We start from the raw sequence: 21,883 nt of genomic DNA on the forward strand, positions 1-21,883 counted from the left end.
AATATTCTAATCGTGTTGCAGGTCAGTATAGCGGCGGGTAAAAGGCATCTTCTATATGCCTTAGCCGGGGGAGCCCGTTTTCTCCCGTTACGATGGTGATGAGGTCGAAGCGTACCGGGAGGTCGATGGCATATTTGCGCAAGTAGGCGTCGGCCGAACTGACAATGCGTCGTATTTTCCCGTTTGTGACGGCGTCTTCGGGGAGTCCGAATAAAACGTCTTTTCTGGTTTTTACTTCCACGAAGACCAGTGTGCCGTCTTTTTCGGCCACGATGTCCAATTCCTTGTGCCCGCACCTCCAGTTCCGGTGTCGGATGACATAACCTTCTGATTGCAGGTGGTTTGCAGCCAGTCGTTCTCCTTCTTTTCCCAGTTCATTGTGTGCGGCCATTTCGATTTATTGGATTCCCGTGCTGCAAATTTATTAAAAATATTGGTGAATCCTTGCAGAAATCTTACTTTTGCATGTACTAAATTGTGAAGATATGGCAGATGATGCTTTTTACATGAAAAAAGCGCTGGAAGAGGCGCGGCGTGCTTACGATGAGGATGAAATACCGGTAGGGGCTGTTGTGGTTTGCGGCGACCGTATTCTGGCGCGTGCACATAACCTGACGGAAACGTTGACGGATGCGACCGCCCATGCCGAGATGCAGGTGATTACGGCGGCTGCCAATGCTTTAGGCGGAAAATATTTGAACGAATGTACGCTTTATGTGACCTTGGAACCGTGTGTGATGTGTGCGGGGGCCATCGGATGGGCACAGGTGAAACGTCTGGTTTACGGGGCAACGGATGAAAAAAGAGGATACAAGATGTTTGCACCCCAAGCCATACATCCGCGAACGGAAGTGGTGAGTGGTGTGATGGCGGACGAGGCCGTGGCTTTGCTGAAAGACTTCTTTAAGGGGAAACGTTAGGTTTCTTTTATTTGATTTCCTCGTAATCCACATACTCCCCTTCGTTGTCATCGAATATTTTGTGCGAACTTTGGGACGAGGATTGAGAGTGGTTTTGCGACGTGGTTTGCCCGTGGGGATTACGGGATGAAGACTGTTGTTTATGGTTCTTGGGAGAAAATGAAGACATGATGTTCCGTACTCTTCTGGCTATATTAAGGACCATAATGAGCAGGAAGGCCAAAAAGGCAAAAAGTAAACCGAATATACATCCGAAAGGACCTGTCATAAATATGATTTTTTATGCTTTGTTGCCAGACTGATGAACAAGAACCGTGCCAAAGTCAGTGAGTTTTCTGTCGTGCAGTCAGGACAGAGAGGATGACGTACCATGCGATGATGGCTGCAAAACAACTGAATCCCAAAAAGATAATCATGGGGATGCAAGTCAGGATGAAAATAAACTTAATTTTATTGTCTTGCCAGGAAAGGTTCTTGAATTTGAGGGCAAACATGGGGATCTCCGCTACCAAAAGGAAACAGGATAGCAACATGAACATGAAAAGGAAGAAAGCATTGAACTTTTCTGAAACCAAAAATCCATAGTTGCCCACAATCAGCGAAGCCCAAAACAAAGTGTTGGCCGGGGTCGGTACGCCAATGAAAGACGATGTTTGCCGCGTGTCGATGTTGAATTTGGCTAATCGCAAAGCCGAAAATGCCGCCATAAGGAATGCCGTATAGGGCATCACGTCGCGCAGCGGCTCCATGAAATCAGGATAAACCACCCGATGGAACAGATGGAATATCATGGCCGAAGGGGCTACTCCAAAGGTCACTACATCTGCCAACGAATCCAATTCCTTTCCTATGGGGGAGGATACTTTCAGCACGCGAGCCGACATCCCATCGAAGAAATCGAATACGGCTCCTATGACAATGAGCAGAAACGCCCAACTGTAATTACCGTAGAAAGCTGCACCCGTAGCCATACAGCCGGAAATCAGGTTGCAGCAAGTAATGCTGTTGGGAATCTGTCGTATGATGATATTTGCCATATGACATTTTATTATAATTTGGCGATGATGGTTTCATTACCCACCGTCTTTTGCCCCAATTTGACGTTGACTTTGGTCCCGACCGGAAGGAAAAGGTCGACTCTGGAACCGAACTTGATGAATCCCATGTGTTCGTCGATATAACAATCTTCGTCTTCGCGGGCGTATGTCACGATGCGCCGAGCCATGGCACCGGCAATCTGCCGTGCCATGATGAAGACACCGTCCGGTGTTTCGATGACGATGGTGGAACGTTCATTCTCAATGCTGGCTTTGGGCAACCAAGCCTTATGAAAGTTTCCGTCGTGATGTTCCACCAACCTTACGGTGCCGTCCACCGGAATCCAGTTGGCGTGCACGTTGGTCAAGCTCATGAAAATGGAAACCATTAGCCGGCGGTCATGGAAATATTCGTTTTCGTCCACCTCCTCTATCACGACGATTTTACCGTCGGCCGGAGCTACGACAACGTTTTCCGTGTCTCCCTCGAAACGTCTGATCGGACATCGGAAGAAATTGACTACGATGAGGTAGATGACCGTGCATACGGTTGCAGAAACATAGAACGGGAGCTTGCATTCAAATGCATAGTAAAGGCAGGCGTTAAACAGAAGTAGTCCCCCTGCACCCGCAATGAGCGTGTGCGTGCCTTCCCGATGTATTCTGATTTTTTTTAATTTATTCAATTTTCGTCCCATGGAGTTTTCCCCTTATATTAACGGACAAAGGTAGCTATATTCCGTTAAAATGCAAAATTCCGTACTTTCTTTTTCAAGGGGCGGCCCCTAAAAAGTCTTTTATGTTAAAAAACAAAGGTTTCTTTTGTTGGTTTCCTTAATGTGGCGTAACTTTACCCACGATTTCTGTTTTTACCAAATTCATATTTATTATGCAGGACTTCGTACATCTTCATGTGCATACCCAGTATTCCATTCTCGATGGTCAGGCCAGCGTGTCGCGTTTGGTTGACAAGGCGATGAAAGACGGTATGCGCGGAATGGCCATTACCGACCATGGCAACATGATGGCCATCAAGGAGTTTTTTAATTATACGACCAAAAAAAACAGTGGTACGAATGCGGACATCAAAATGTGGAAGAAGCGTATCGCCTTGTTGGAGAAAGGTGAGGATGCGGCTCTGAAAGAATGGGTGGACGGGCAGAAAAAGAAGCAGAAAGAGGCCGATGAACTGAGACGGCGGGCGGAAGCGAATGATGAGCCGATACCGGCTGAGGCGAATTTCGTGCCGGAGGAGCAACCGGAGTTTCCTTCGGTTGCCGACCAGTTGGCCACGGCTCGCGTGGAGTTGGCGGCGGCTCGGAAACGTTTGTTCAAACCGATATTCGGTTGTGAAATGTATGTGGCACCTCGTCGTCTGGATCAGATGGAAAAAGAGAAGGACGGGCGGAGGTATCACTTAATCGTGTTGGCCAAAAATGAAACGGGGTATCATAACTTGGTCAAGTTGGTCTCCAAATCGTGGACAGACGGTTTTTATGTGCGTCCGCGTACAGACCGCTTTGAATTGGAGGCGCATCGGGAAGGACTAATCATCTGTTCTGCTTGTATAGCCGGTGAAGTTCCCCGGAAAATACTGTCGGGCGACCTTGAAGGGGCTGAAGAAGCGGTGCAGTGGTACAAACGCGTGTTTGGAGACAACTATTATCTGGAACTTCAGCGCCATGAGGTGAAAGATCCGGACCAACGGGCCAACCGTGAGACTTTTCCATTGCAGCAACGAGCCAATGCGAGATTGATAGAACTGGCCCGTAAATATGACGTGAAGTTGATCTGTACGAACGACTGCCATTTTGTGGAGCAGGAGGATGCCGAGGCGCACGACCGTTTGATCTGCCTGAGCACCAACCGAGATTTGGATGACCCGAAACGTATGCTTTATTCCAAACAGGAATGGTTCAAGACGCGGGCAGAAATGAATGAAGTGTTTGCAGACGTGCCGGAGGCATTGGCCAACACTTGCGACATTTGCGACCAAGTGGAGTTTTACAGCATCGACCATGCGCCGATTATGCCGAACTTTGCCATTCCGGAAGAATTTGGAACCGAAGAGGGTTATCGGAAGAAATATACCGATGAGGACTTGTTTGAGGAGTTTACCCGCGACGAGAATGGCAACGTGGTGCTCAGCCGCGAGGATGCCGAACAGAAAGTGAAGAAACTGGGCGGCTGTGACAAGCTTTACCGTTTGAAGTTGGAAGCCGATTATCTGGCTGAGCTGACTTATATCGGGGCGGCCAAGCTTTACGGTGACCCGTTGCCGGAGCATGTACGGGAACGCATCAACTTCGAGTTGCACGTGATGAAGACGATGGGTTTTCCCGGTTACTTCCTCATCGTGCAAGATTATATCAATGCCGCACGTCACGAGTTGAACGTGTCCGTGGGACCGGGACGTGGGTCGGCGGCCGGTTCTGCAGTGGCCTATTGCTTGGGCATTACGAAAATAGACCCCATTGAATACGATTTGCTGTTTGAGCGTTTCCTGAACCCCGACCGTATTTCATTGCCCGATATCGACGTGGATTTCGATGATGACGGACGCGGAAAGGTCTTGAGTTGGGTGACGCAGAAATACGGTGAAGAGAAAGTGGCGCATATCATCACCTACGGTACTATGGCCACGAAACTGGCCATAAAGGATGTGGCCCGGGTGGAAAAGCTGCCGTTGGACATTTCCAACGGATTGTGCAAGCTCATACCGGACAAGTTGCCGGACGACGAAAACGGCAAGTCGCGTAAAATGAATCTCCCGAATGCCATCTCGTGCATTCCGGAGTTGCAACAGGCCGAGGCATCGCCGAATCCATTGTTGCGCGACACCATCCGTTATGCCCGGATGTTGGAGGGTAATGTGCGGAACACGGGCGTGCATGCCTGCGGTGTAATCATCTGTCGTGACGACGTGTCCGATTGGGTGCCGGTCAGCACAGCCGAGGACAAGGAAACGGGAGAGAAGCTCCGCTGTACGCAGTACGAAGGTTCCGTGATTGAAGACACAGGATTGATCAAGATGGACTTTTTGGGTCTGAAGACCCTTTCCATTATCAAGGAATGCCAGGCTAACATTTACGACAGTCTAGGCTTCGACATCGACGTGGATGCATTGGACATTACGGATCCGGCCACCTATCGCCTGTATTGTGACGGGCGTACCATAGGGACGTTCCAGTTCGAATCTCCCGGCATGCAGAAGTATTTGCGCGAATTGCAGCCTTCCACATTCGAGGACCTTATCGCCATGAATGCGCTTTACCGTCCGGGGCCGATGGATTATATACCCGACTTTATCGACCGTAAACAGGGGCGTAAACCGGTGGAATACGACATACCGTGTATGGAGAAGTATCTGAAAGACACATACGGTATCACGGTGTATCAGGAGCAGGTGATGTTGCTGTCCCGCCAGTTGGCCGATTTTACGCGAGGCGAGAGCGATACATTGCGTAAGGCTATGGGTAAGAAGCTGATAGAAAAGCTGAACCACATGTATCCCAAGTTCATCGAGGGCGGAAAGAAGAATGGCCACGACCCGAAAGTGTTGGAAAAGATTTGGGCGGACTGGAAGAAGTTTGCCTCGTATGCGTTCAACAAGAGCCATGCCACGTGCTATTCTTGGGTGGCTTACCAGACGGCTTACCTGAAAGCTAATTTCCCGGCCCAGTACATGGCAGCCGTAATGAGCCGAAGCTTGGCGAACATTACCGACATTACGAAGCTGATGAGCGAGTGTAAAAGTATCGGTATCAATACTTTGGGGCCGGATGTCAACATCAGCCGCCGGAAGTTCAGTGTGGACGTGGACGGAAATATCCGTTTTGGACTGGGAGCCGTCAAGGGATTGGGCGACTCGGCAGTGGATGCCATCGTGAAAGAACGGGAAGCTCACGGACCTTATAAGAACATTTTTGACTTCATTCAACGTGTGCCGAGCGGGGCTGTGAAACGGAACAATCTGGAAAGTTTGGTACTTTCGGGTGCCTTCGACTGTTTTGAGGGGATTACCCGTGAACAGTATTTCGGCGTGAATGCCAAAGGGGAGAGCTTTATCGACCAGTTGGCACGTTACGGTTCGCGCTACCAGACCGACAAAGATGCCGTGCAGAATTCACTTTTCGGGGATATGGACATGGTGGAAATCGCTACGCCGGAAGTGCCGCAGGCCGAACCGTGGAGCTCGTTGGAGCGTTTGAACAAGGAGCGCGACTTGGTCGGCATTTATCTGTCCGCCCATCCGTTGGACGATTATGCCGTCATACTTCAAAATGTGTGCAACGTGCACATGGCGGATTTGAAAGATTTGGAACAGTTTGTCAATATGGACCTCACGTTGGGCGGCATGGTCACGGCCGTACGGAAGGGCATCTCCAAGACGGGCAAGCCGTATGGCATCGTGACGATGGAGGATTTCACGGGAGCCTACGAGCTAGCTCTGTTCGGACAGGATTGGCCTACATGGGGCTCATATATGGATGTGGGGAATACGCTCTATATCACAGCCAAATGCCAACCCCGGCAATGGGATCCTTCCAAACTGGATTTCCGTATTGGGCGCATTGATTTTCTGGCAGATGTGAAAGATACTTTGGTAGAGAAGATTACGATAACCGTGGCCTTGGATGCGTTGGATGAGGATATCGTGCTTTCGCTTTCCGATGTCGTGAAGGAGTGCCCCGGCAATACCGACCTTTATTTTCACATCCTTGACCCCTTGGGACAGATGAACCTGACCATGCAATCCAAGTTGGCGAAAGTGTCAGTTAAAAAGGATTTAATTTCTTATATTCAAAGTAAACCCGCCCTGTCATATAAAATAAATTAGTATATTTGTCGGTAATAACAAACGATTAAAAGGAATAGTACAATGGCATTAGCAATTACAGATTCAAATTTTGAAGAGTTGTTGGCTTCAGGTAAGCCTGTGGTAGTGGATTTCTGGGCGACATGGTGTGGCCCGTGCAAGAAAATCGGACCGGATATCGAGGCATTGGCTGAAGAATATAAGGAACAAGCCGTCATCGGCAAGTGCGATGTGGAGGAAAACGACGGCTTGGCCATGCGTTTCGGAGTGCGCAACGTGCCTACCGTGATCTTCATTAAAAACGGCGAGGTGGTGGACAAGCAAGTCGGTGCGGCCCCGAAGAGTACTTTCGAGGAAAAGTTGAAGGCCATCCTTTAAAGATATAGGTTATGGACAGTTTGGAACAGGAACTCCTGCAAGATGCCGAGGACGATGCCCGTACGGTGGAGTTCATCAAAAATTACTTGCCGCAAGAAGTAAAGGACAAGTTTACGGACGAAGAACTTTATTACTTTCTGGATGTCATCGTAGAGTATTATGCCAATAGCGGTATTCTGGATGCGGCACCCGACAAGGATGGCTATATAGAAATCGACCAGGACAAAATAGTGGATTACGTCGTCAGTCAGGCCCGTAAAGATAAGATGGGCGACTTTGCGGCTGAGGATATCCTGTGGGTAGTCCAGGGCGAGTTGGAATACGGGGAGTCTTTCGGAGAGGAAGATTAAACCTGACTTCTAAGATTATAAAGGCGGCGATTTGGATTAATGAAAATATAAGACAAGGTTGCTGTCGCACCATTTAGAAAATCAATCTCCGCAGAACGATTTCCCGTTCTGCGGAGATTGATTTTTGTTTCGTGTCCGGTTGTGAATTAGCGGATTGCTTTTGGATACGGAAAAGTAAGATGTTTTATGGAAGTTGTGATGTAGGGCATACATGAAAATAGGGCGCGGAATCACTTCCACGCCCTATTGCATCAGGGGCATTTCCCATATTGATATGAGAAAGTATATTTTTGCATAATTAAGGTTTATGAAAGAACATTTGCAGCATATTAAAACTGTCCTTCTTTGTTCTTTTCCGTTATATTGCAAATATAGGTATTCTTTTTGGTAACTCAAAGAAAATATCTATTATTTTTTAATCTATTGCGAACTGTCAGAATCTCACTGTGCGCGAACCGTCTTCGTTTTCTTCGATGGTTACTTTCACCGTATTGCCCGGAAGCAGTTCTTCCACCAGTTCCGGCCACTCGATGAAACAAAGCGCACCACTGTAAAAATAGTCTTCGTAGCCCATGTCGTACACTTCTTCCAGTTTCTTGATACGGTAGAAGTCGAAATGGTAAATCAGTTCGCCGCTGTCAGAACGGTATTCATTGACGATGGCGAAAGTGGGCGAGTTGATGACATCCTCCACGCCGAGGCATTCGCATACGGCTTTGGTGAAGGTGGTTTTGCCGGCTCCCATCTTGCCGTACATGGCAAAGACGGTGTTGTCACCCATGGCCGCGATGAATTCCCGGGCGGCCTCGTGGATGTGATCTAAAGAATCAATTTTGATTTCCATATCTATATGTTTTTAAATTCTTTTCTTACTTTGCAAAGTGATGAGGGGAATGAGCATCTCCTCCATGGAGATGCCACCATGTTGGAATGTATCCCGGTAGTAGGACACGTAGTAGTTGTAATTGTTCGGGTAGGCAAAGAAACTGTCGCCCGACGTGAAGATATAGGCCGTACTCAGGTTGGGAGAGGGGAGCAACACCTTGCGCGGTTCTTTGATTTCAAAAACTTCCTTAGGGTTGTATTTCAGGTTCTTGCCTAGTTTATAACGTAAGTTAGTGTTGGTGTTCTTGTCACCGACAACCTTAACCGGGGATTTAACCCGTATACTGCCGTGGTCGGTCGTGACGATGATTTTATAGTTGCTTGCGGCCAAAGCTTTGAACAGGTCTTTTACGGCGGAGTGGCGGAACCAACTTTGGGTGATGCTGCGGTAGGCCGCTTCGTTAGAGGCCAGTTCCCGTACGGTTTTGGATTCTGTACGGGCATGCGAAAGCATGTCGATGAAATTGAATACGACGACGTTCAGGTCATATTTTTCCAACTGTTTGAACTGGCCGATAAGTTTATCGGCCGCAGTGGAGTCATTGATTTTATGGTAACTGAATGTGTTCTTACGGCGGTAACGTTCCAACTGCGTCTGGATGAGCGGTCCTTCGTTCAGGTTCTTACCCTCTTCTTCGTCTTCGTCCACCCAAAGATCCGGATACATTTGGGCAATCTTGTCCGGCATCAGGCCGGAGAAGATGGCGTTGCGCGCATATTGTGTGGCAGTGGGCAGAATGCTACAATAAATGTCTTCGTCGATGAGGAAAGCGTCAGCCAGTTCCGTACTGAGCGTGCGCCATTGGTCATACCGGAAGTTGTCCAGGACGATGAGGAATACCTTTTCCCCTTGGTTCAGCAGGGGGAATATTTGGGTTTTGAAGATATCCGGGCTCATCAGCGGACGGTTTTCGGGGTGGGTAATCCACTCTTCGTAGTGTTTGCTTATGAATTTGGCAAAAGCCAGATTGGCTTCCGTTTTCTGCATGCTTAGCATTTCGTCCATGTTGCTGTCGGTTTCAGATAGCTCCAGTTCCCAGTATACCAATCGCTTGTACACCTCTTTCCAGTCGTCGAATGTCAAAGAATCATTGATTTGCATGCCAATCTTTCCGAAGTTCTGTTGGTAGGCGTTTTGAGCCACCTCTGTGACGATTTCCTTCTTATGGATGTTCTTTTTCAGGGTCAGGAGGATTTGCGTGGGGTTGACGGGCTTGATGAGGTAGTCGGCAATTTTGGAACCGATGGCTTGGTCCATGATATTCTCCTCTTCGCTCTTCGTCACCATGACCACCGGCGTGACCGGTGTGATTTCCTTGATGCGCGACAAGGTCTCCAACCCGCTCAAGCCGGGCATGTTCTCGTCTAGCAGAATCAGGTCGTAGGCCGTTTCGCTGCACTTGTCCAGTGCATCTTGCCCGTTGGATACGGTTTCTACCTCGTATCCTTTCTTTTCGAGAAAAAGAATATGCGCTTTCAGCAATTCTATTTCATCGTCTACCCAAAGTAATAAACCGTTGTTCATCATTGTAATGGTTTCGTATGTTAGAAAATAATACCGCTGTCCGTGTCTTCCTCCTCTTCTTCGTATTCTTCGTCTCCGGCAGGCGGTTCGTCGTCCGGCGTACGGATTTCGATGGAAGTAGGTTCGTCCAGTCTCAGGTCCTCCGGCACTTGCAGCGGTGCGAACTTCTCATCGTAGAACTTCTTGTAATCTTCGAAACTGAAGACCGTGCCCAACAGTTTCAGGTTGCTTTCGGAGATGATGACGGAACGTATGTTTTTAAGCACGACACTCATGTGCGGATCGGCATATAGCTTTTGGGCGTAAGCGTGCGCCTCGTCATAGTTGAGGAAACCGCTGACGCGCATTTGTGCCAGCCCGTCGGATTTCACGATGTCGATGTCGAAATTGCGTACCATAAAACTGGTGAAATTATACAGGGCCATCTCATATAGCAGTTGGTCTTCGTCCAGGCTGTTTTCTGGATAGGCCAACAGGAACACGAAGTTGCTGAGACGCTCGTCGCTTAATTGCTGCGCTTCGGCAGTGGAGTCTTGCAGGGCCGTCAGCGAACGTCGGCTCCAGATGTCGCTTGCCGCGTATTTCCCGTCGGTCAGCGACCGGCCTTCCTGAATGCCTTTCACGATACTTTGTGCAATTTCCGTTACTTCGTCTTTCGGATATTTCTCAATGACTTGTTTCAACGTGACCAAGAAGCTGTCCCGTTCTCCGCCGTACAATTGGCTCATGGCTTGTATGAACATGAATTTAGCGCGGTGTGCCCCCTCCGGGAAATCCGAAGTCGAAATGGAATAATTGCGGAACACTTCCTCATATTCGTTCTTGCCGTAGGCTTCGTATGTGGCGGCATACAGGGAATCCTCTATGTGCTTGCCCTGCCTGGCGTAAAGCTCGTATTTGGGGTTGGCCAACATGATGGCATACCGGCTGTCCGGGAACTCCTCGATGAGCCGCTGTTTATACTGTTCGGCTTCGGCCATGTCATTCAGTCGGCCGTTGATAAGGAATAGATGGTAGTACACGTTGTCTTTGTCGGCTACGTCCGGGAACGTTTCGATAAGACGCAACAGGGTACGCCGTGCCAAGCCGAAATTTTCCAGTCTCTCCATTTCCAGGATGCCGGCTTGATAAAGCGCATCACGCAGGATGTCGTTGGAGGCTTGCAACTGCTCTTCCGTGAACGGGATTTGTTGCAGGTAATATTCCCGGTTGTGTGGGTCGCTGGCCAATGAGTCGGCCATACGCTCCTGGGCTTCGGCAATGCTGTCGGCCAAGGCGATGCTGTCGGCTTGTGCCGCCATCAGGCTGTCGCTCTCTTCGCTGTAGTCATATTCTCCGAAATCTTCCGTGCGGTCCTCGTTCTTATGGCTTCTCCGCCAGTTGTCTTCCAACGGGCGTTTGCCCCATGTGCGTTGGAACTGACGTTTGCCTTGGGCTACGACCGACGGGTTATAGAAATACCACGTGCCGGTTTGTCCGGAAGCTCCCGCCTGCGCCCTGCGGTTTCCCGTAGGCGGGGTGGGGGTGGCTGTCGGAGTTTTGGGCATATTGGCAGCCATTTCGGCCTGCATGGCCTTGCGTGCCTCTTCTTTTTCTTGCTTTTTCAAGGCTTCGATGACTTTGTCGATGGCCTCGTTACGTTCGTTTTCGGGCAACTTGGCCAACCATTGCAGGCTGTCTTGCAGTTTGATGGCCGACAAATGGGGCTCCAGTTCGGTCAGGATGCCTGAGCGGCGTTCCGCCTCTTTGTAAGCTTCGTTTTCTTTGTCCAATATGCCGACCAGTTCGGCGTAACAGCGTTGTGCGTTGATATAGTCCTCTTTGTCCCAGTAAATCTCACCCAGACGCAACAATACCATGGCTTTGGCAATGCCGTTCTGTGTGCTTTCTTTGGCTCCGGTTTCGTATGCCCCGATACACCGTGCGGTATCCTGGTTGGCCAGATAGATATTGCCGATGGCATAATAAATCTGGTCCTGGTAGTCCTTGTTTTTCTTGTTCTTGGCCATGCGCCGCAGTCTTTTCACCATTTTATTGTGGTTTCCGCTAGCCATGGCTTCGGTTTGCAGGATACGGGCGTTGAAAGACAATTCGTATGGAGGATTGGCACGTATGACACGCCGCAAGGCCTTGTAGGCTTCTGCTTTGTTTCCCGTTTCGTGGTACAACTGTCCCAACAGGAAGTTCAGGCGTGCGCGTTGCTGTTTGCTTTTTTCTTTCTTGACGGTTTTTTGTAAATAAGGAATAGCCTCTTTGTATTGTTTCACGAAGATGAGGTAATCGGCGTATGAGGCGTTGAATTCCCGTTTCCCTTCACTGCCGGTACTGTCGCGCTGAATCTTATGAAAGACATCCTCTGCATCGTAAGGCCATTCCAGTTCTACGTAGCAACGGGCCAGATAGGCCCGGGCCACGGACACGATTTCAGGCTGTCCGGCATACAGTCCGCTGATATAATTGAACGTGGAGGCCGCTTCGATGAAATTGCCCTGTTGGAATTGCGCTTTCCCCATGAGCAGCCAGGCATGCCGCAAGAATGGGTTGAACTCCTTGCGGGCCATGTAGGCTTTTTCCTTGGCTGTTTTCCGCTTGTTGACGTTCGATTTCGGCCGGGCCTTTATAGAGTGCAGCTTGATGGCTTTCTCGCATTTTTCGATGGTGGTCTCGAAGTTGGACTTTCCCATGGCTGCCGTCGATTTATTTCGCACGGCATACATGGGCAATAAATCGGTGTAATTGTCCTTATGTCCTTTCTGTTGTTCCAGGACTCCTTCTTTGAAAGCCTCTGCCCCGTTAAAGTACGTATTGAACCGTGCCGTCATGGCATGGTAAAAACGGGTACCCGACGTATTCTTTTTCGTGGAACACGCCGTCAGAAGGGATAGGAAGACGAATCCGGAAGCAATGATATGTAGAAACCTTTTTTCCAATGCGCTCTTTACATAGTTAGATAACTGAAAAACATGTTTTTTATTGCCTTTTCCACCGAGGAATCGACCATGAAATTCCTTTGCACACCAAATAGATGAGTATAGAGACGAAAATGATGGAGGCACCCGATGGTATATTGTAATGGTACGACAAGTAAAGGCCGCCCAGACAGCCGCTGTAGCCTGTCACGATGGAGAGTAGTGCCATGCGTTTGAAGCTGTGCGTGAAAATATTGGCCGTCACTTGAGGGATGGTCAGCAAGGAGATGACCAACACGATGCCCACCATGCGCAGGCAGGCCACAATGGTCAGTGCGATGAAGGCCATCATCAGATATTCCACCATGGTGACAGGAAGACGTTGCGAACGGGCGAATTCAGTGTCGAAAGCAATGGAAACGAGCGGACGGAGGAAGCATGTGAAAGCAGCCGTGGCGATGAGTGCCAATGTGCCTAACAAATAAAGGTCCGAGGGGGTGACAGTCAATATATTGCCGAACAGATAGGAGGACAGCTCCGGAGTGAAGCCCGGTGCCAAAAAACTGCAAATGATGCCGATGCTCATGCCTAAAGTCCAGAAAATGGCGATGGCCGAATCTTCGCGCATGTCGCGGCGGTGGCTGAACCATTGTATGCCGCAGGCTGACAAGACAGAAAACACGGCTGCAGAGAGTATGGGGGAAAATCCGAGGTAAACTCCGATGCCGATACCGCCGAACGAGGCATGGGTGATGCCGCCGCTGATGAAAACCAACCGCCGTGCAACGATATAAGTGCCTATCAGTCCGCAAAGGATACTGGCCAACAGACTGCCCAACAGGGCATTCTGGAAGAATGTGTAAGACAGGATGCTCATGCGTGGTCGAATCTCCTTTCCCCGATAATAAGGAATACTTCGTCTTTCAATGCGTCGGGCAGAGGAACGCCGCGCAGTTGTAGGCTGCGCACCCATCCGGCCACTTCGTCGTCGCGCATCGTGTAGAGGACATCCCTGAACTCGTCTATTTCCTTCTCGCTATACGCGGAAGCGTCCTTTCCCCGGAAACGGTCGAGTTCTTCATCGTTGTAATACTCTATTTGTTTGCTTACGGCAGCTAGCAGGCTTTCTTTTTCGCATACTTCGTGCTGTCCGCAACATTCCTGTGGCGGTTGTACCACGGTCGGCATTTCGCTGATTTCGCCTTGTGCCAGTTTCTTTTTCAGCGAGCGGTTGCGCAAACTGCCGGCCACGAAAGCAATGACGGCCGCAGCGGCAAGGGCTATAAGAATGCAAATGATAATCATAAGGCCGTAATTTCAAATCCCGCTTCTTTCAAGTGGTCCCAATAATGGGGATAAGATTTGCTGACCACTTGCGGATGATTAATATATATTTCGGGAACGGCGAAACAGCAAGGTGCGAACGCCATGGCCATGCGATGGTCTTCGTAGGTGTCGATGGCCGGATGTGGCCGGACTTCAGTGCGTTGCCCGTCCCAAAATAATTCTGATCCGCAGGCTTCATGCAAGGGATACCCCAGTTTTTCCAGTTCGCGGATAAGCGCGGAGATGCGGTCGGTTTCCTTGATTTTCAGGCTTTGAAGACCCATGAAACGGAACGGGAGCCCCAACATGGCACACGTGACTACGAATGTCTGTGCCAAGTCCGGTTGGTTGACGAAATCATACTCCAGGCGTTCCGTGGCGATGGGTTGTTTGGTCAGTTTGACACATGGCATCCCGTCGTCGTCACAGAAGAATTCCGTGTGCACGCCTATAGGTTCGAACAGGCCGTGTACGGCAGAATCTCCTTGGGCACTGTCTGCGAACAGGCCGGTCAGTATGATTTCTGCGTCTTTGTCGGGTGTCAGTGCCATCATTTCATACCAGTAAGATGCCGCGCTCCAGTCGTTTTCTATATAATAGGGTGTCGGGCGGTAAGGTTGCGGTTCCACCTTAATGTGTCGTTCGTCTGTCCATTCCGCTTGTGCACCGAAGTCTTTCATCAATTTCAGGGTCAGGTCGATGTAGGGGCGTGAAATGACCTGTCCGGCCAGTTCCAGTTCCAAGCCCTTTCTTAGGACCGGACCGATCATCAGCAAAGCAGAAATGTATTGGGAACTCACGTCTCCCGGCAGGCTGAGTCGGCCTCCCTCATGCAGTCCGCCGGAAATACGCAGGGGGGGATAACCTTCCGTTTCCACATATTCTATTTGTGCGCCCAGTGTCCGCAGGGCATTTACCAAGATGCCGATGGGGCGTTGTTTCATCCGGGCTGTACCGGTCAGGGTATGTGTCCCCTCGTTCACAGACCAGTAAGCCGAAAGGAAACGCATGGCCGTACCGGCCGCCATGATGTTGATGGGGTCGTCGGTTTGCGTCAATGCCCTTACCATGACGAATGTGTCGTCGCAGTCCGACACATTTTCCGGCAAGTCTTTTCCTCCGGCCAGTGCATGGATGATGAGGGCCCGGTTGCTGATGCTTTTGCTAGCCGGCAGTATGGTTTTATGCCGCAGGTGTGGCGGCGCGGTAAGTCTGATTTGCATGTTTTGCTTAAAATGTGGGTTATACCGACACAAAAGTAGAAATTTATTTGGAGAATTCAAAAACAATTTCTACTTTTGCACCCGCAAACGGGATGTAGCTCAGTCCGGTTAGAGTACTCGTCTGGGGGGCGAGTGGTCGCTGGTTCGAATCCAGTCATCCCGACAAAACATAAAGGCATCGGTAATTCAAGGATTATGGATGCTTTTTTTATGTGTTTATAGTTTCCACGTCCCGCGTGTTTTCCCTCCCAAGGTTTTTCAGAAAAGATCCTTCATCTTTCAGGAGATATGTCAACTTCTTGTTGTATAGTTTGTTATGGGATGAAGAATAGGGCGGCCATCTTTCAGTTTCCTTTCATTGCAGAAAGCGGATTTTCATCATGAGGCAAATGAAAAATCATTCGGCTGAGATTCGTTTTTCGTTCTCAGCCGAATGATTTTTCAATCTCAGGCAAACGATTTTTCGTTCTGCGCCGAACAAGATGAAGCTTGGCTGAAGGATGCCTGAAACATCCTTCAGCCTGTAATATCAATATTATGAACGGATTACCATGAAGCCTGAAAGATGAAGGGTCTTTTTGTAAAATCCCTGTGTAGATACCCAAGGGTTACCACCAGATTTGCTTTCCGTCTTCGTAAGTGAAGATTCTTTCTTCCGAGCCTTTGGTACGGTTGTGCAGGCGGAACAAGGCCTGGGCCGGGACGTTGTCGTATTTCAATACCGCCTCGAAATTCCCCGTCTTGCGCCCTAATGACATCCATGTCCCGTGGTTCCAATAGAACAATTCGTATTCTTCGCCTTCGCGGATGAAGTTGTCATCGTTACGCGGCAGGAATACGATACGTGCCACGTTTTCCGGCTGTTCCAGTTCCCATCCGTACCATACGCCGTACACGTCGTGGGAGTCGTAGAAGGAAAGGACATTGCCATCGAACAGGTTTTCCGGCCCACACCAGGGACGTACGTGGAAGTTGCCTATCAGCCGTTTATGCTTCAGCGTGTCGCCGGCGGCATTGAACGTATAAAGTTCGGCCATGTTGCCCCTCGACCAGTCCGGTGACAGGTAACGGAAATATCTGTATTTGCCGGTGTAACGGGGATGGACGACATGGAATTTGTTGTCCTTCAGGTGCGGGATGACATGTATGGTCAGCGAATCGCTGAAGTCTTCCTGGTTGGCCACTTGGAACTTCCCGCCGATTACACCCTGAAGGAATTGGTTGGAACGTACGTCTCGGAATTTGCGTTTCACTTCCACCGTCGTGCGTTGCGTGGTGTCTGCTGTCATTTTGTGGATATTTCCTTGCGAGTCCAAAAGGAAAGCGTCTCCGGCCGGAACCGTGCCGTTTTCTTCGGAATAATGTACGGGCATGTACACTACGTTTCGTGCCATGTCCCGGAAGGTGGCTTTCCGTCCGTGGCGCGTGCCCCAATGCACGATGCTCCAGTCTTGGTTGTCGAAGACGGACAGGTAGACGAACCTGCCGCTTTCAGCGTCGTCGTACAACTCCGCCTCCACATCGGAAGTGGCCGTGTATTCCCTTGTCACATCCATAATGTAAGGTGTGTCGAAGATGTCGGGAATCTCCTCTTTTCCCTTGTTCTGCATATAGAGCGATTCCTGCTGTTTCTCGTAGGTTTGGCGGAACACTTTGGTCAGCCGGTCTTCCTTCCGTTTCATGAAGTGGTCGCCGAGCCGTTCCCCCGGATTGAAAGGGATGAAAGAATGGTTGTCGGGAAAGAACACGCACCATTCATGCCCCAAGCTCCGGTTGCCCCACTGTGGTGTGAAGTCGATGGTGGCAGGCAGTCCGTGCGCCCTTAGTACGGCCACGCACAGGTGTGCATATTCCTTGCAGGAAGCCGACTTGACATGTTCGAGTGCCGTGAGGGGGAGGTCGGGAAGGAATTGCGGAGGATAATAAATGACGGAACGCATGCCTCCCAGAATGTCGTTGGCCATGCCATAGGCATAGGTGGAGTTGTCTTGGTTGGGGTCGTATGCTTCGCGCACCCATGAAGGCACGGTGAATGTCTTCCTCCAAAGACTTGTCTTTTCATTCCCGATACGGTAAGGCAGCACATAGCGGCAGAACATTTCGAAACTGTATTGTTTGTTCCAGTTCTGTTGCCATACGGTGAATGCACTGTCGATATGTTCGGTCAGGAAGTCAGCCGTGACGGATTGGGCATCGTACAGGCGTTCGTCCTGGCTTAATTCCAAATCCAGACCTGTTCGTTGCAAGATAGTATCGTATTTCATAATCCAGAACACACGGTCTCCGTTGCAATGGCGGAACACACTGTCCATGTAATTGTCGTACACGTCGACGGCTTCACCGGTGTGGGCGAAATGCCCGTCCATGTTTTCCAGAAGGAAGCGTGCGGCTTTCTCTTTGAGCGGTTCGTCTTTGTAATGCTCCAATACGGTTTCTAATTCCCGGCGATTTTCACCGGCTTTTTCCAGCGTCTGCCTGATGCCCGTTTTCTGGCAGGAGGAGACGGCTAAGGTTGCAGCAAGGCAGCAAAGAAGAAGGTTTTTCATTGCAGTTGATTTTAATGTTATGGAATAGTGGACATGTTGAACATGTAGACGAAAGAGAAAACGGCCAGAATTAAAAGCCCGGCTTTTATCCATTTGTTTTGCAAAAGCCATATAAGCCCGAACCATCCGTATGACAGGATGAGCGGGCTGTACAGTCTGAATGGCATGCTTCCTATGACTCCATAATGAAACAGGCAAGACGGAATGAGAATTCCTACGATGAGGCATAAGCTGATGCAGAACCATGCCACGCCGGATTTGCTATTCCATTCCGGGACGTTAACCTGTCTCGTGGTGTTCATCCCATAAAGGTACAGCCAAAGTATTACCGCGCCAAAAAGGTTTTCCGATGCTTCCCATATTTTAGCAGATAATGGGTTGTCCGAAAGGAAAAAGGTTGGAATGGACATTAGAATGAACAGGATGGCCAAAGCGTAAGCCAGACGTTTCAGGTTAAACTTATGACGTTGGTTTATATAGCAGATACATCCGTGTATGAGCAGGATGACAGGGAAGAAGAAGAGCAAAAATGCGGGGAACAATGCTTCAGCCCTCATTGCGGCGCCGTCCGGGACGAAATGGGGACGGGCTATATGTTGGCTCATTCTGTTGGCTCCAATGAACAGTAATGGCAGCAGGGCGCGGAGGATAAGTTTGATTTGAGTGGTCATGTGTTTAAAAAATTAAAGGAGTGTTCCGTTTGTTATTTAGATATTCTATTCGTATCGTTGAGTGAAAAACGCATTATATATGAATAATATCAAAAATAGTACACCTGTAACGCGTTCGGAACGTTCAATATACTTATGCTATTAGGAGTCTCTTCCTTTTTGTACTTCTTCTTGCCCTGCCTCCATTCATAAAATTGGGATAACACGGAGATAAGTATGATATAGGATACTAATGTGGTAGTGAAATCCGAGTGTAGGTTGGCTCCCTCTAAAGAATATGCGGTAAGGATGATTATCCCCATAAAGTAGTATATAATACGGTTGAAATCTTTTTTCATATGGTCTTTATTTAATCGTTATAGTTTTATAAAGGTAATCTTTGTTCCTTTTACTCATTGTACAAACGTCAGACTTCCATACGACAGGTATTCCTTTTCCAGTAATCCCTTCCGCTTCCACAGAAATGACGGTCTGTTTGCTGTTGTTGAAGAGCCGTACGGTAGCTTCCCCTTTTTCGTCGAACTTGACTTCCGGAATCCAGAGTAGTGTACGCCGGTAGTCTTTGGTGTCAGGCAGAGGTTTCCGGCTGTAATCGGGGCTGTAGAAATCCTCGCAGACGGCATAGCCTCGCAGGACGTAATGCCGGTCCCGGTAAGTCCTTTGGTATCCGTCGTTGGGGAAGAGGCGGTAGTCTATGATGACTTCGGGCTGGTTGTCTTGTGCATACTTCCAACTGCCTTGTTCGCGAGGGGCATAATCGGTGTAGATATAGATTTTGTCAAGGTAACGGAGCAGGCGGTATTTCTTGAGCTTTTGTTTGGAAATACTGAAATTGGATCCTATTGGGGTTGGACTTTTTTCGTCATGCTCCGGTTCTTCATATTTATCAGAAAGGAGAATTCCCGATTTATTGGAACTGGCAATGGCGTAGTCTTCTTGGCTGTTGAAGTCTTGGTCATTCCTGGTATTTTCATTTGGATTCATTTTTAATGGGATTCCGTCAAACCATTCTTTGATAGAGTACCGTCTGTCTTGTCCCATGTCATTCGCAAAACTAAAAGCGATTTGTTGTGAGAAAGTTCTCCAATCATGTTTTCCTCCGTTCAATCCATGGTCGGTTATGAGGTTGAAAGCTTTATAAGCATCTATGATGATGGTGGGTTTGCTGTTGTTGAATCGTCGTAATCCATTTCGTTTGTTGCGAATGGTTACAGTGGGAAGTTTACGCCCGTTGAATACGCCAGAAACGGTGTATAGACTGTCAGGATAGTTCGTTTCATATTCTTTGTCTTGGTAAAATGTGCACGGTTTAGGGAAATTGGGATAGAAATGGTTGAGCTTTACGTAAAATTCGGGATATTCTGTTTCATCCATGAATCCCTTTCTCTGTTTTTTTATGGCATCCCTTACTGGGTCTTTGGCATCAGAAGCCATGAGGTTTAATACGCAATCTTCATAAAATTTTGGGGTAACCATGTAGAATGTACTTTGTTGGGTTTTCTGCATTAGTTCAAGCGTGCTTTCTCCTTGGAGGAAAGAAGCTATGACATGTACTTCCTTCTTCATTTTTGAGATGGATGGAGCGTACAAGTCCTGTAGTGTTTTACCTTTGAATTTAGAGGCGCATATTTCTGTGGTATAGAAATCAATGGGTTTAACTTCTTCTTTTTGGTTGTCATGTGCATCTTTTCTCATTAATGAGGTTATCCATGCTTTTTCTCCGAAATCATTGTCTTTATATAATGAATAGGTATGATTCACCTGTCCTTCTATAGTCTGTGACTTTTCGGGCAGGAACCGTAATGAAAAGGCTTCAATTCCCGCCATCTCTTTCCATTCGTATCTTCTCCATCCCTGCACCATCAACAGCAGGTCCAAGTCCCTGCGGTGCATGCTGTCGTCAGCTTCGAAATAATATCCGGGATTTTCGACGAACCCTTTGATTTCGCTGGCGAGCATCATTTCCGTGAGCATGGTTCCGTTGTCATAGGTTTGTTCTTCCGTGGCCCTGTCCCTGACTGCAAGGGATACGGATGTGGCCGTGTCTTGTATGTCTTGTAGTTTCAGGTTTAGTGTGACGGGTGCGAACGGCTCGTATTGTGGTTCTATTCCATGGATGTCGATCCTTGCAGAATCGTAGTCGTGGCGGTTGACGAAACACAGCCTGTCGGCATAGATTTGCCCTTTCCCGTCGAATACTGTGATTTGGTTCACCCCCGTGCGCAGTTCGTTCAACGGGATGGTTACGTTTGTCTTTCGTTTGTCTCCGAAGTCGATGTGCTGTAAGGTTTGGGGTACTCCTTGTGCCATGACCTGCAGGGCCAGTCCTTCCGGGAAGTTCGTCCGCCCTTCACTTCTTTGCAGTTCTATTCTTAGCAGGGTGTCCTGTCTAACCTGCAAGGCGATGCCTTCTTCCTCCACTTCAGGGAGTTTCACTTCATAGTCATATCCTTTGTATTGGAAAACGGCCTTGTACCCTTCTTCGGACGCAACATCGTGCAGGATGAATGTACACCTTCCCCTGTTTCCGGTTCGGGTTCTGGTTATCTTCCTTCCTTGTGGGTCGAGTATGTCAATTTCTACGTTTTCCAGATGTTCCCCCTCTTCCGTATTGAGTTCCAGGGCAACGTTGCAGTCCGTCCCGGCGATGAGGTTACCTCCTTCTGGATAGAATTTCAGTTCGAGTTCCGGTTTCCCTTTCCGTGCCTTGAAATACCTCCTTAAAGGACGTAGGGTCATGTCTTTGGTGTAAAGCCCCGGTTCTTTCGGCTTGTCGTAGACGGGAAACACCCTTGAATAGAGTTTTTCATAGTCCCGGAAGAAATCCTTGGCCATTTCCTTGTTATAGAAAGCGTCCTCGCTCCATTGGGCATGCGGATGTTCGTATTGTCCGAAGTTGAGCATCCACCGTGTGTATGCCCGTAGTTCGTAATATCCGGCATAGAGTGAATCCGTCAGCGTGAAAGCTCCGTTGGCTGTTCCATTCGGCATTTCGAGTTGCTGCCTTTCGACGAGGAATCCATCCGGTGTGAGCAGTTCCACGTAGAGGATTTTGCTCAAGTCGGTCAGTGTTCCTTTGTCGCTGCGTGTGACATATCCTTTGTACCAAATCGTATCGCTCACGAAGTAGCAGGTATTGTCGAGGTGGAGATATACCTTTTCCTGTGGCAACCCGATGCCGAAACCCTGTACCTTACGGTAAAGGGAATCGGTTTCTGGGCTTGCCGATGCGTAGAAGCTTACGGTCAAGCTTATGGCGAGTAAGATAAAAATGCCCTTTTTCATACCTTTGTT

General features: G+C 48.9%; 17 protein-coding genes and 1 tRNA gene. 5 read left to right on the forward strand and 13 right to left on the reverse strand.

What is annotated here, in order from left to right:
- Nucleotides 1-22: 22 nt before the first annotated feature.
- A complete protein-coding gene (locus E0E47_RS13840; protein WP_130894007.1) occupies nt 23-391 on the reverse strand; it encodes a YraN family protein in 369 nt (122 codons plus the stop codon).
- 94 nt (nt 392-485) lie between these two features.
- Between E0E47_RS13840 and E0E47_RS13845 the strand changes: the two genes are divergently transcribed.
- Nucleotides 486-920, forward strand: a complete 435-nt coding sequence (locus E0E47_RS13845; protein ID WP_008629703.1) for a nucleoside deaminase — start codon at nt 486-488, stop codon at nt 918-920.
- Nucleotides 921-927: 7 nt separating this feature from the next.
- On the opposite strand, the gene E0E47_RS13850 is transcribed toward E0E47_RS13845, so the two are convergent.
- From E0E47_RS13850 to E0E47_RS13860, 3 genes are read right to left on the reverse strand one after another with little or no spacing between them, the layout of a single operon-like run.
- Nucleotides 928-1,188: a DUF4834 family protein gene (locus E0E47_RS13850; protein WP_130894008.1), complete on the reverse strand. Its 261-nt coding sequence runs from the start codon at nt 1,186-1,188 to the stop codon at nt 928-930.
- 55 nt (nt 1,189-1,243) lie between these two features.
- A complete protein-coding gene (pssA, locus tag E0E47_RS13855; protein WP_087944127.1) occupies nt 1,244-1,957 on the reverse strand; it encodes a CDP-diacylglycerol--serine O-phosphatidyltransferase in 714 nt (237 codons plus the stop codon).
- 11 nt (nt 1,958-1,968) lie between these two features.
- The gene (locus E0E47_RS13860; protein ID WP_130894009.1) at nt 1,969-2,655 is read right to left on the reverse strand and encodes a phosphatidylserine decarboxylase family protein; all 687 of its coding nucleotides are present in this window, start codon (nt 2,653-2,655) and stop codon (nt 1,969-1,971) included.
- 191 nt (nt 2,656-2,846) lie between these two features.
- Between E0E47_RS13860 and dnaE the strand changes: the two genes are divergently transcribed.
- The 3 genes from dnaE to E0E47_RS13875 are packed head-to-tail and all read left to right on the forward strand — an operon-like array spanning nt 2,847 to nt 7,504.
- A complete protein-coding gene (dnaE, locus tag E0E47_RS13865) occupies nt 2,847-6,797 on the forward strand; it encodes a DNA polymerase III subunit alpha (protein WP_130894010.1) in 3,951 nt (1,316 codons plus the stop codon).
- 42 nt (nt 6,798-6,839) lie between these two features.
- Nucleotides 6,840-7,154 carry a thioredoxin gene (gene trxA / locus E0E47_RS13870; RefSeq protein WP_008621241.1) on the forward strand — a complete coding sequence of 105 codons (315 nt, stop codon included), beginning with the start codon at nt 6,840-6,842 and terminating at the stop codon, nt 7,152-7,154.
- An 11-nt stretch (nt 7,155-7,165) separates the two neighbouring features.
- The gene (locus E0E47_RS13875; RefSeq protein WP_008629709.1) at nt 7,166-7,504 is read left to right on the forward strand and encodes a hypothetical protein; all 339 of its coding nucleotides are present in this window, start codon (nt 7,166-7,168) and stop codon (nt 7,502-7,504) included.
- 433 nt (nt 7,505-7,937) lie between these two features.
- On the opposite strand, the gene tsaE is transcribed toward E0E47_RS13875, so the two are convergent.
- From tsaE to E0E47_RS13905, 6 genes are read right to left on the reverse strand one after another with little or no spacing between them, the layout of a single operon-like run.
- Nucleotides 7,938-8,348, reverse strand: a complete 411-nt coding sequence (gene tsaE, locus E0E47_RS13880; protein WP_008629712.1) for a tRNA (adenosine(37)-N6)-threonylcarbamoyltransferase complex ATPase subunit type 1 TsaE — start codon at nt 8,346-8,348, stop codon at nt 7,938-7,940.
- Between the two features lie 12 nt (nt 8,349-8,360).
- Nucleotides 8,361-9,914 (reverse strand): T9SS response regulator signal transducer PorX, encoded by a 1,554-nt coding sequence (porX, locus tag E0E47_RS13885; protein ID WP_172604778.1) that lies wholly within the window; start codon nt 9,912-9,914, stop codon nt 8,361-8,363.
- A 20-nt stretch (nt 9,915-9,934) separates the two neighbouring features.
- Nucleotides 9,935-12,844, reverse strand: a complete 2,910-nt coding sequence (porW, locus tag E0E47_RS13890; protein WP_232038456.1) for a type IX secretion system periplasmic lipoprotein PorW/SprE — start codon at nt 12,842-12,844, stop codon at nt 9,935-9,937.
- A gap of 40 nt (nt 12,845-12,884) precedes the next feature.
- Complete coding sequence (locus tag E0E47_RS13895; protein ID WP_130894011.1) at nt 12,885-13,700, reverse strand: metal ABC transporter permease; 816 nt, start codon at nt 13,698-13,700, stop codon at nt 12,885-12,887.
- Nucleotides 13,697-14,128 carry a phospholipase gene (locus E0E47_RS13900; RefSeq protein ID WP_130894012.1) on the reverse strand — a complete coding sequence of 144 codons (432 nt, stop codon included), beginning with the start codon at nt 14,126-14,128 and terminating at the stop codon, nt 13,697-13,699. The genes E0E47_RS13895 and E0E47_RS13900 overlap by 4 nt, the downstream gene beginning before the upstream one ends.
- Nucleotides 14,125-15,372 (reverse strand): 3-phosphoshikimate 1-carboxyvinyltransferase, encoded by a 1,248-nt coding sequence (locus E0E47_RS13905; RefSeq protein ID WP_130894013.1) that lies wholly within the window; start codon nt 15,370-15,372, stop codon nt 14,125-14,127. The genes E0E47_RS13900 and E0E47_RS13905 overlap by 4 nt, the downstream gene beginning before the upstream one ends.
- Before the next feature lie 88 nt (nt 15,373-15,460).
- On the opposite strand from E0E47_RS13905, the gene E0E47_RS13910 reads away from it, so the two are divergent.
- Nucleotides 15,461-15,535, forward strand: a tRNA-Pro gene (locus E0E47_RS13910).
- A 445-nt stretch (nt 15,536-15,980) separates the two neighbouring features.
- On the opposite strand, the gene E0E47_RS13925 is transcribed toward E0E47_RS13910, so the two are convergent.
- The 3 genes from E0E47_RS13925 to E0E47_RS13940 form a co-directional block, all read right to left on the reverse strand.
- Nucleotides 15,981-17,918 (reverse strand): transglutaminase domain-containing protein, encoded by a 1,938-nt coding sequence (locus E0E47_RS13925; RefSeq protein WP_130894014.1) that lies wholly within the window; start codon nt 17,916-17,918, stop codon nt 15,981-15,983.
- Nucleotides 17,919-17,935: 17 nt separating this feature from the next.
- A complete protein-coding gene (locus E0E47_RS13930) occupies nt 17,936-18,589 on the reverse strand; it encodes a hypothetical protein (RefSeq protein ID WP_130894015.1) in 654 nt (217 codons plus the stop codon).
- Nucleotides 18,590-18,934: 345 nt separating this feature from the next.
- Nucleotides 18,935-21,874, reverse strand: a complete 2,940-nt coding sequence (locus E0E47_RS13940) for a hypothetical protein (RefSeq protein WP_232038457.1) — start codon at nt 21,872-21,874, stop codon at nt 18,935-18,937.
- Nucleotides 21,875-21,883: the final 9 nt, after the last annotated feature.

This window comes from Paraprevotella xylaniphila YIT 11841, from assembly GCF_900683745.1.
In the GTDB taxonomy this organism is placed as follows: Bacteria; Bacteroidota; Bacteroidia; order Bacteroidales; family Bacteroidaceae; genus Paraprevotella; species Paraprevotella xylaniphila.

What these genes read in the sequence shown, in the direction of transcription:
- E0E47_RS13860 (WP_130894009.1), bottom strand. Translation starts at nt 2,655, where the DNA reads ATGGGACGAAAATTGAATAAATTAAAAAAAATCAGAATACATCGGGAA.
- trxA (WP_008621241.1), top strand. Translation starts at nt 6,840, where the DNA reads ATGGCATTAGCAATTACAGATTCAAATTTTGAAGAGTTGTTGGCTTCA.
- E0E47_RS13845 (WP_008629703.1), top strand. Translation starts at nt 486, where the DNA reads ATGGCAGATGATGCTTTTTACATGAAAAAAGCGCTGGAAGAGGCGCGG.
- E0E47_RS13850 (WP_130894008.1), bottom strand. Translation starts at nt 1,188, where the DNA reads ATGACAGGTCCTTTCGGATGTATATTCGGTTTACTTTTTGCCTTTTTG.
- pssA (WP_087944127.1), bottom strand. Translation starts at nt 1,957, where the DNA reads ATGGCAAATATCATCATACGACAGATTCCCAACAGCATTACTTGCTGC.
- E0E47_RS13900 (WP_130894012.1), bottom strand. Translation starts at nt 14,128, where the DNA reads ATGATTATCATTTGCATTCTTATAGCCCTTGCCGCTGCGGCCGTCATT.
- E0E47_RS13905 (WP_130894013.1), bottom strand. Translation starts at nt 15,372, where the DNA reads ATGCAAATCAGACTTACCGCGCCGCCACACCTGCGGCATAAAACCATA.
- E0E47_RS13940 (WP_232038457.1), bottom strand. Translation starts at nt 21,874, where the DNA reads ATGAAAAAGGGCATTTTTATCTTACTCGCCATAAGCTTGACCGTAAGC.
- E0E47_RS13925 (WP_130894014.1), bottom strand. Translation starts at nt 17,918, where the DNA reads ATGAAAAACCTTCTTCTTTGCTGCCTTGCTGCAACCTTAGCCGTCTCC.
- E0E47_RS13875 (WP_008629709.1), top strand. Translation starts at nt 7,166, where the DNA reads ATGGACAGTTTGGAACAGGAACTCCTGCAAGATGCCGAGGACGATGCC.
- tsaE (WP_008629712.1), bottom strand. Translation starts at nt 8,348, where the DNA reads ATGGAAATCAAAATTGATTCTTTAGATCACATCCACGAGGCCGCCCGG.
- E0E47_RS13895 (WP_130894011.1), bottom strand. Translation starts at nt 13,700, where the DNA reads ATGAGCATCCTGTCTTACACATTCTTCCAGAATGCCCTGTTGGGCAGT.
- dnaE (WP_130894010.1), top strand. Translation starts at nt 2,847, where the DNA reads ATGCAGGACTTCGTACATCTTCATGTGCATACCCAGTATTCCATTCTC.
- E0E47_RS13840 (WP_130894007.1), bottom strand. Translation starts at nt 391, where the DNA reads ATGGCCGCACACAATGAACTGGGAAAAGAAGGAGAACGACTGGCTGCA.
- E0E47_RS13930 (WP_130894015.1), bottom strand. Translation starts at nt 18,589, where the DNA reads ATGACCACTCAAATCAAACTTATCCTCCGCGCCCTGCTGCCATTACTG.
- porX (WP_172604778.1), bottom strand. Translation starts at nt 9,914, where the DNA reads ATGAACAACGGTTTATTACTTTGGGTAGACGATGAAATAGAATTGCTG.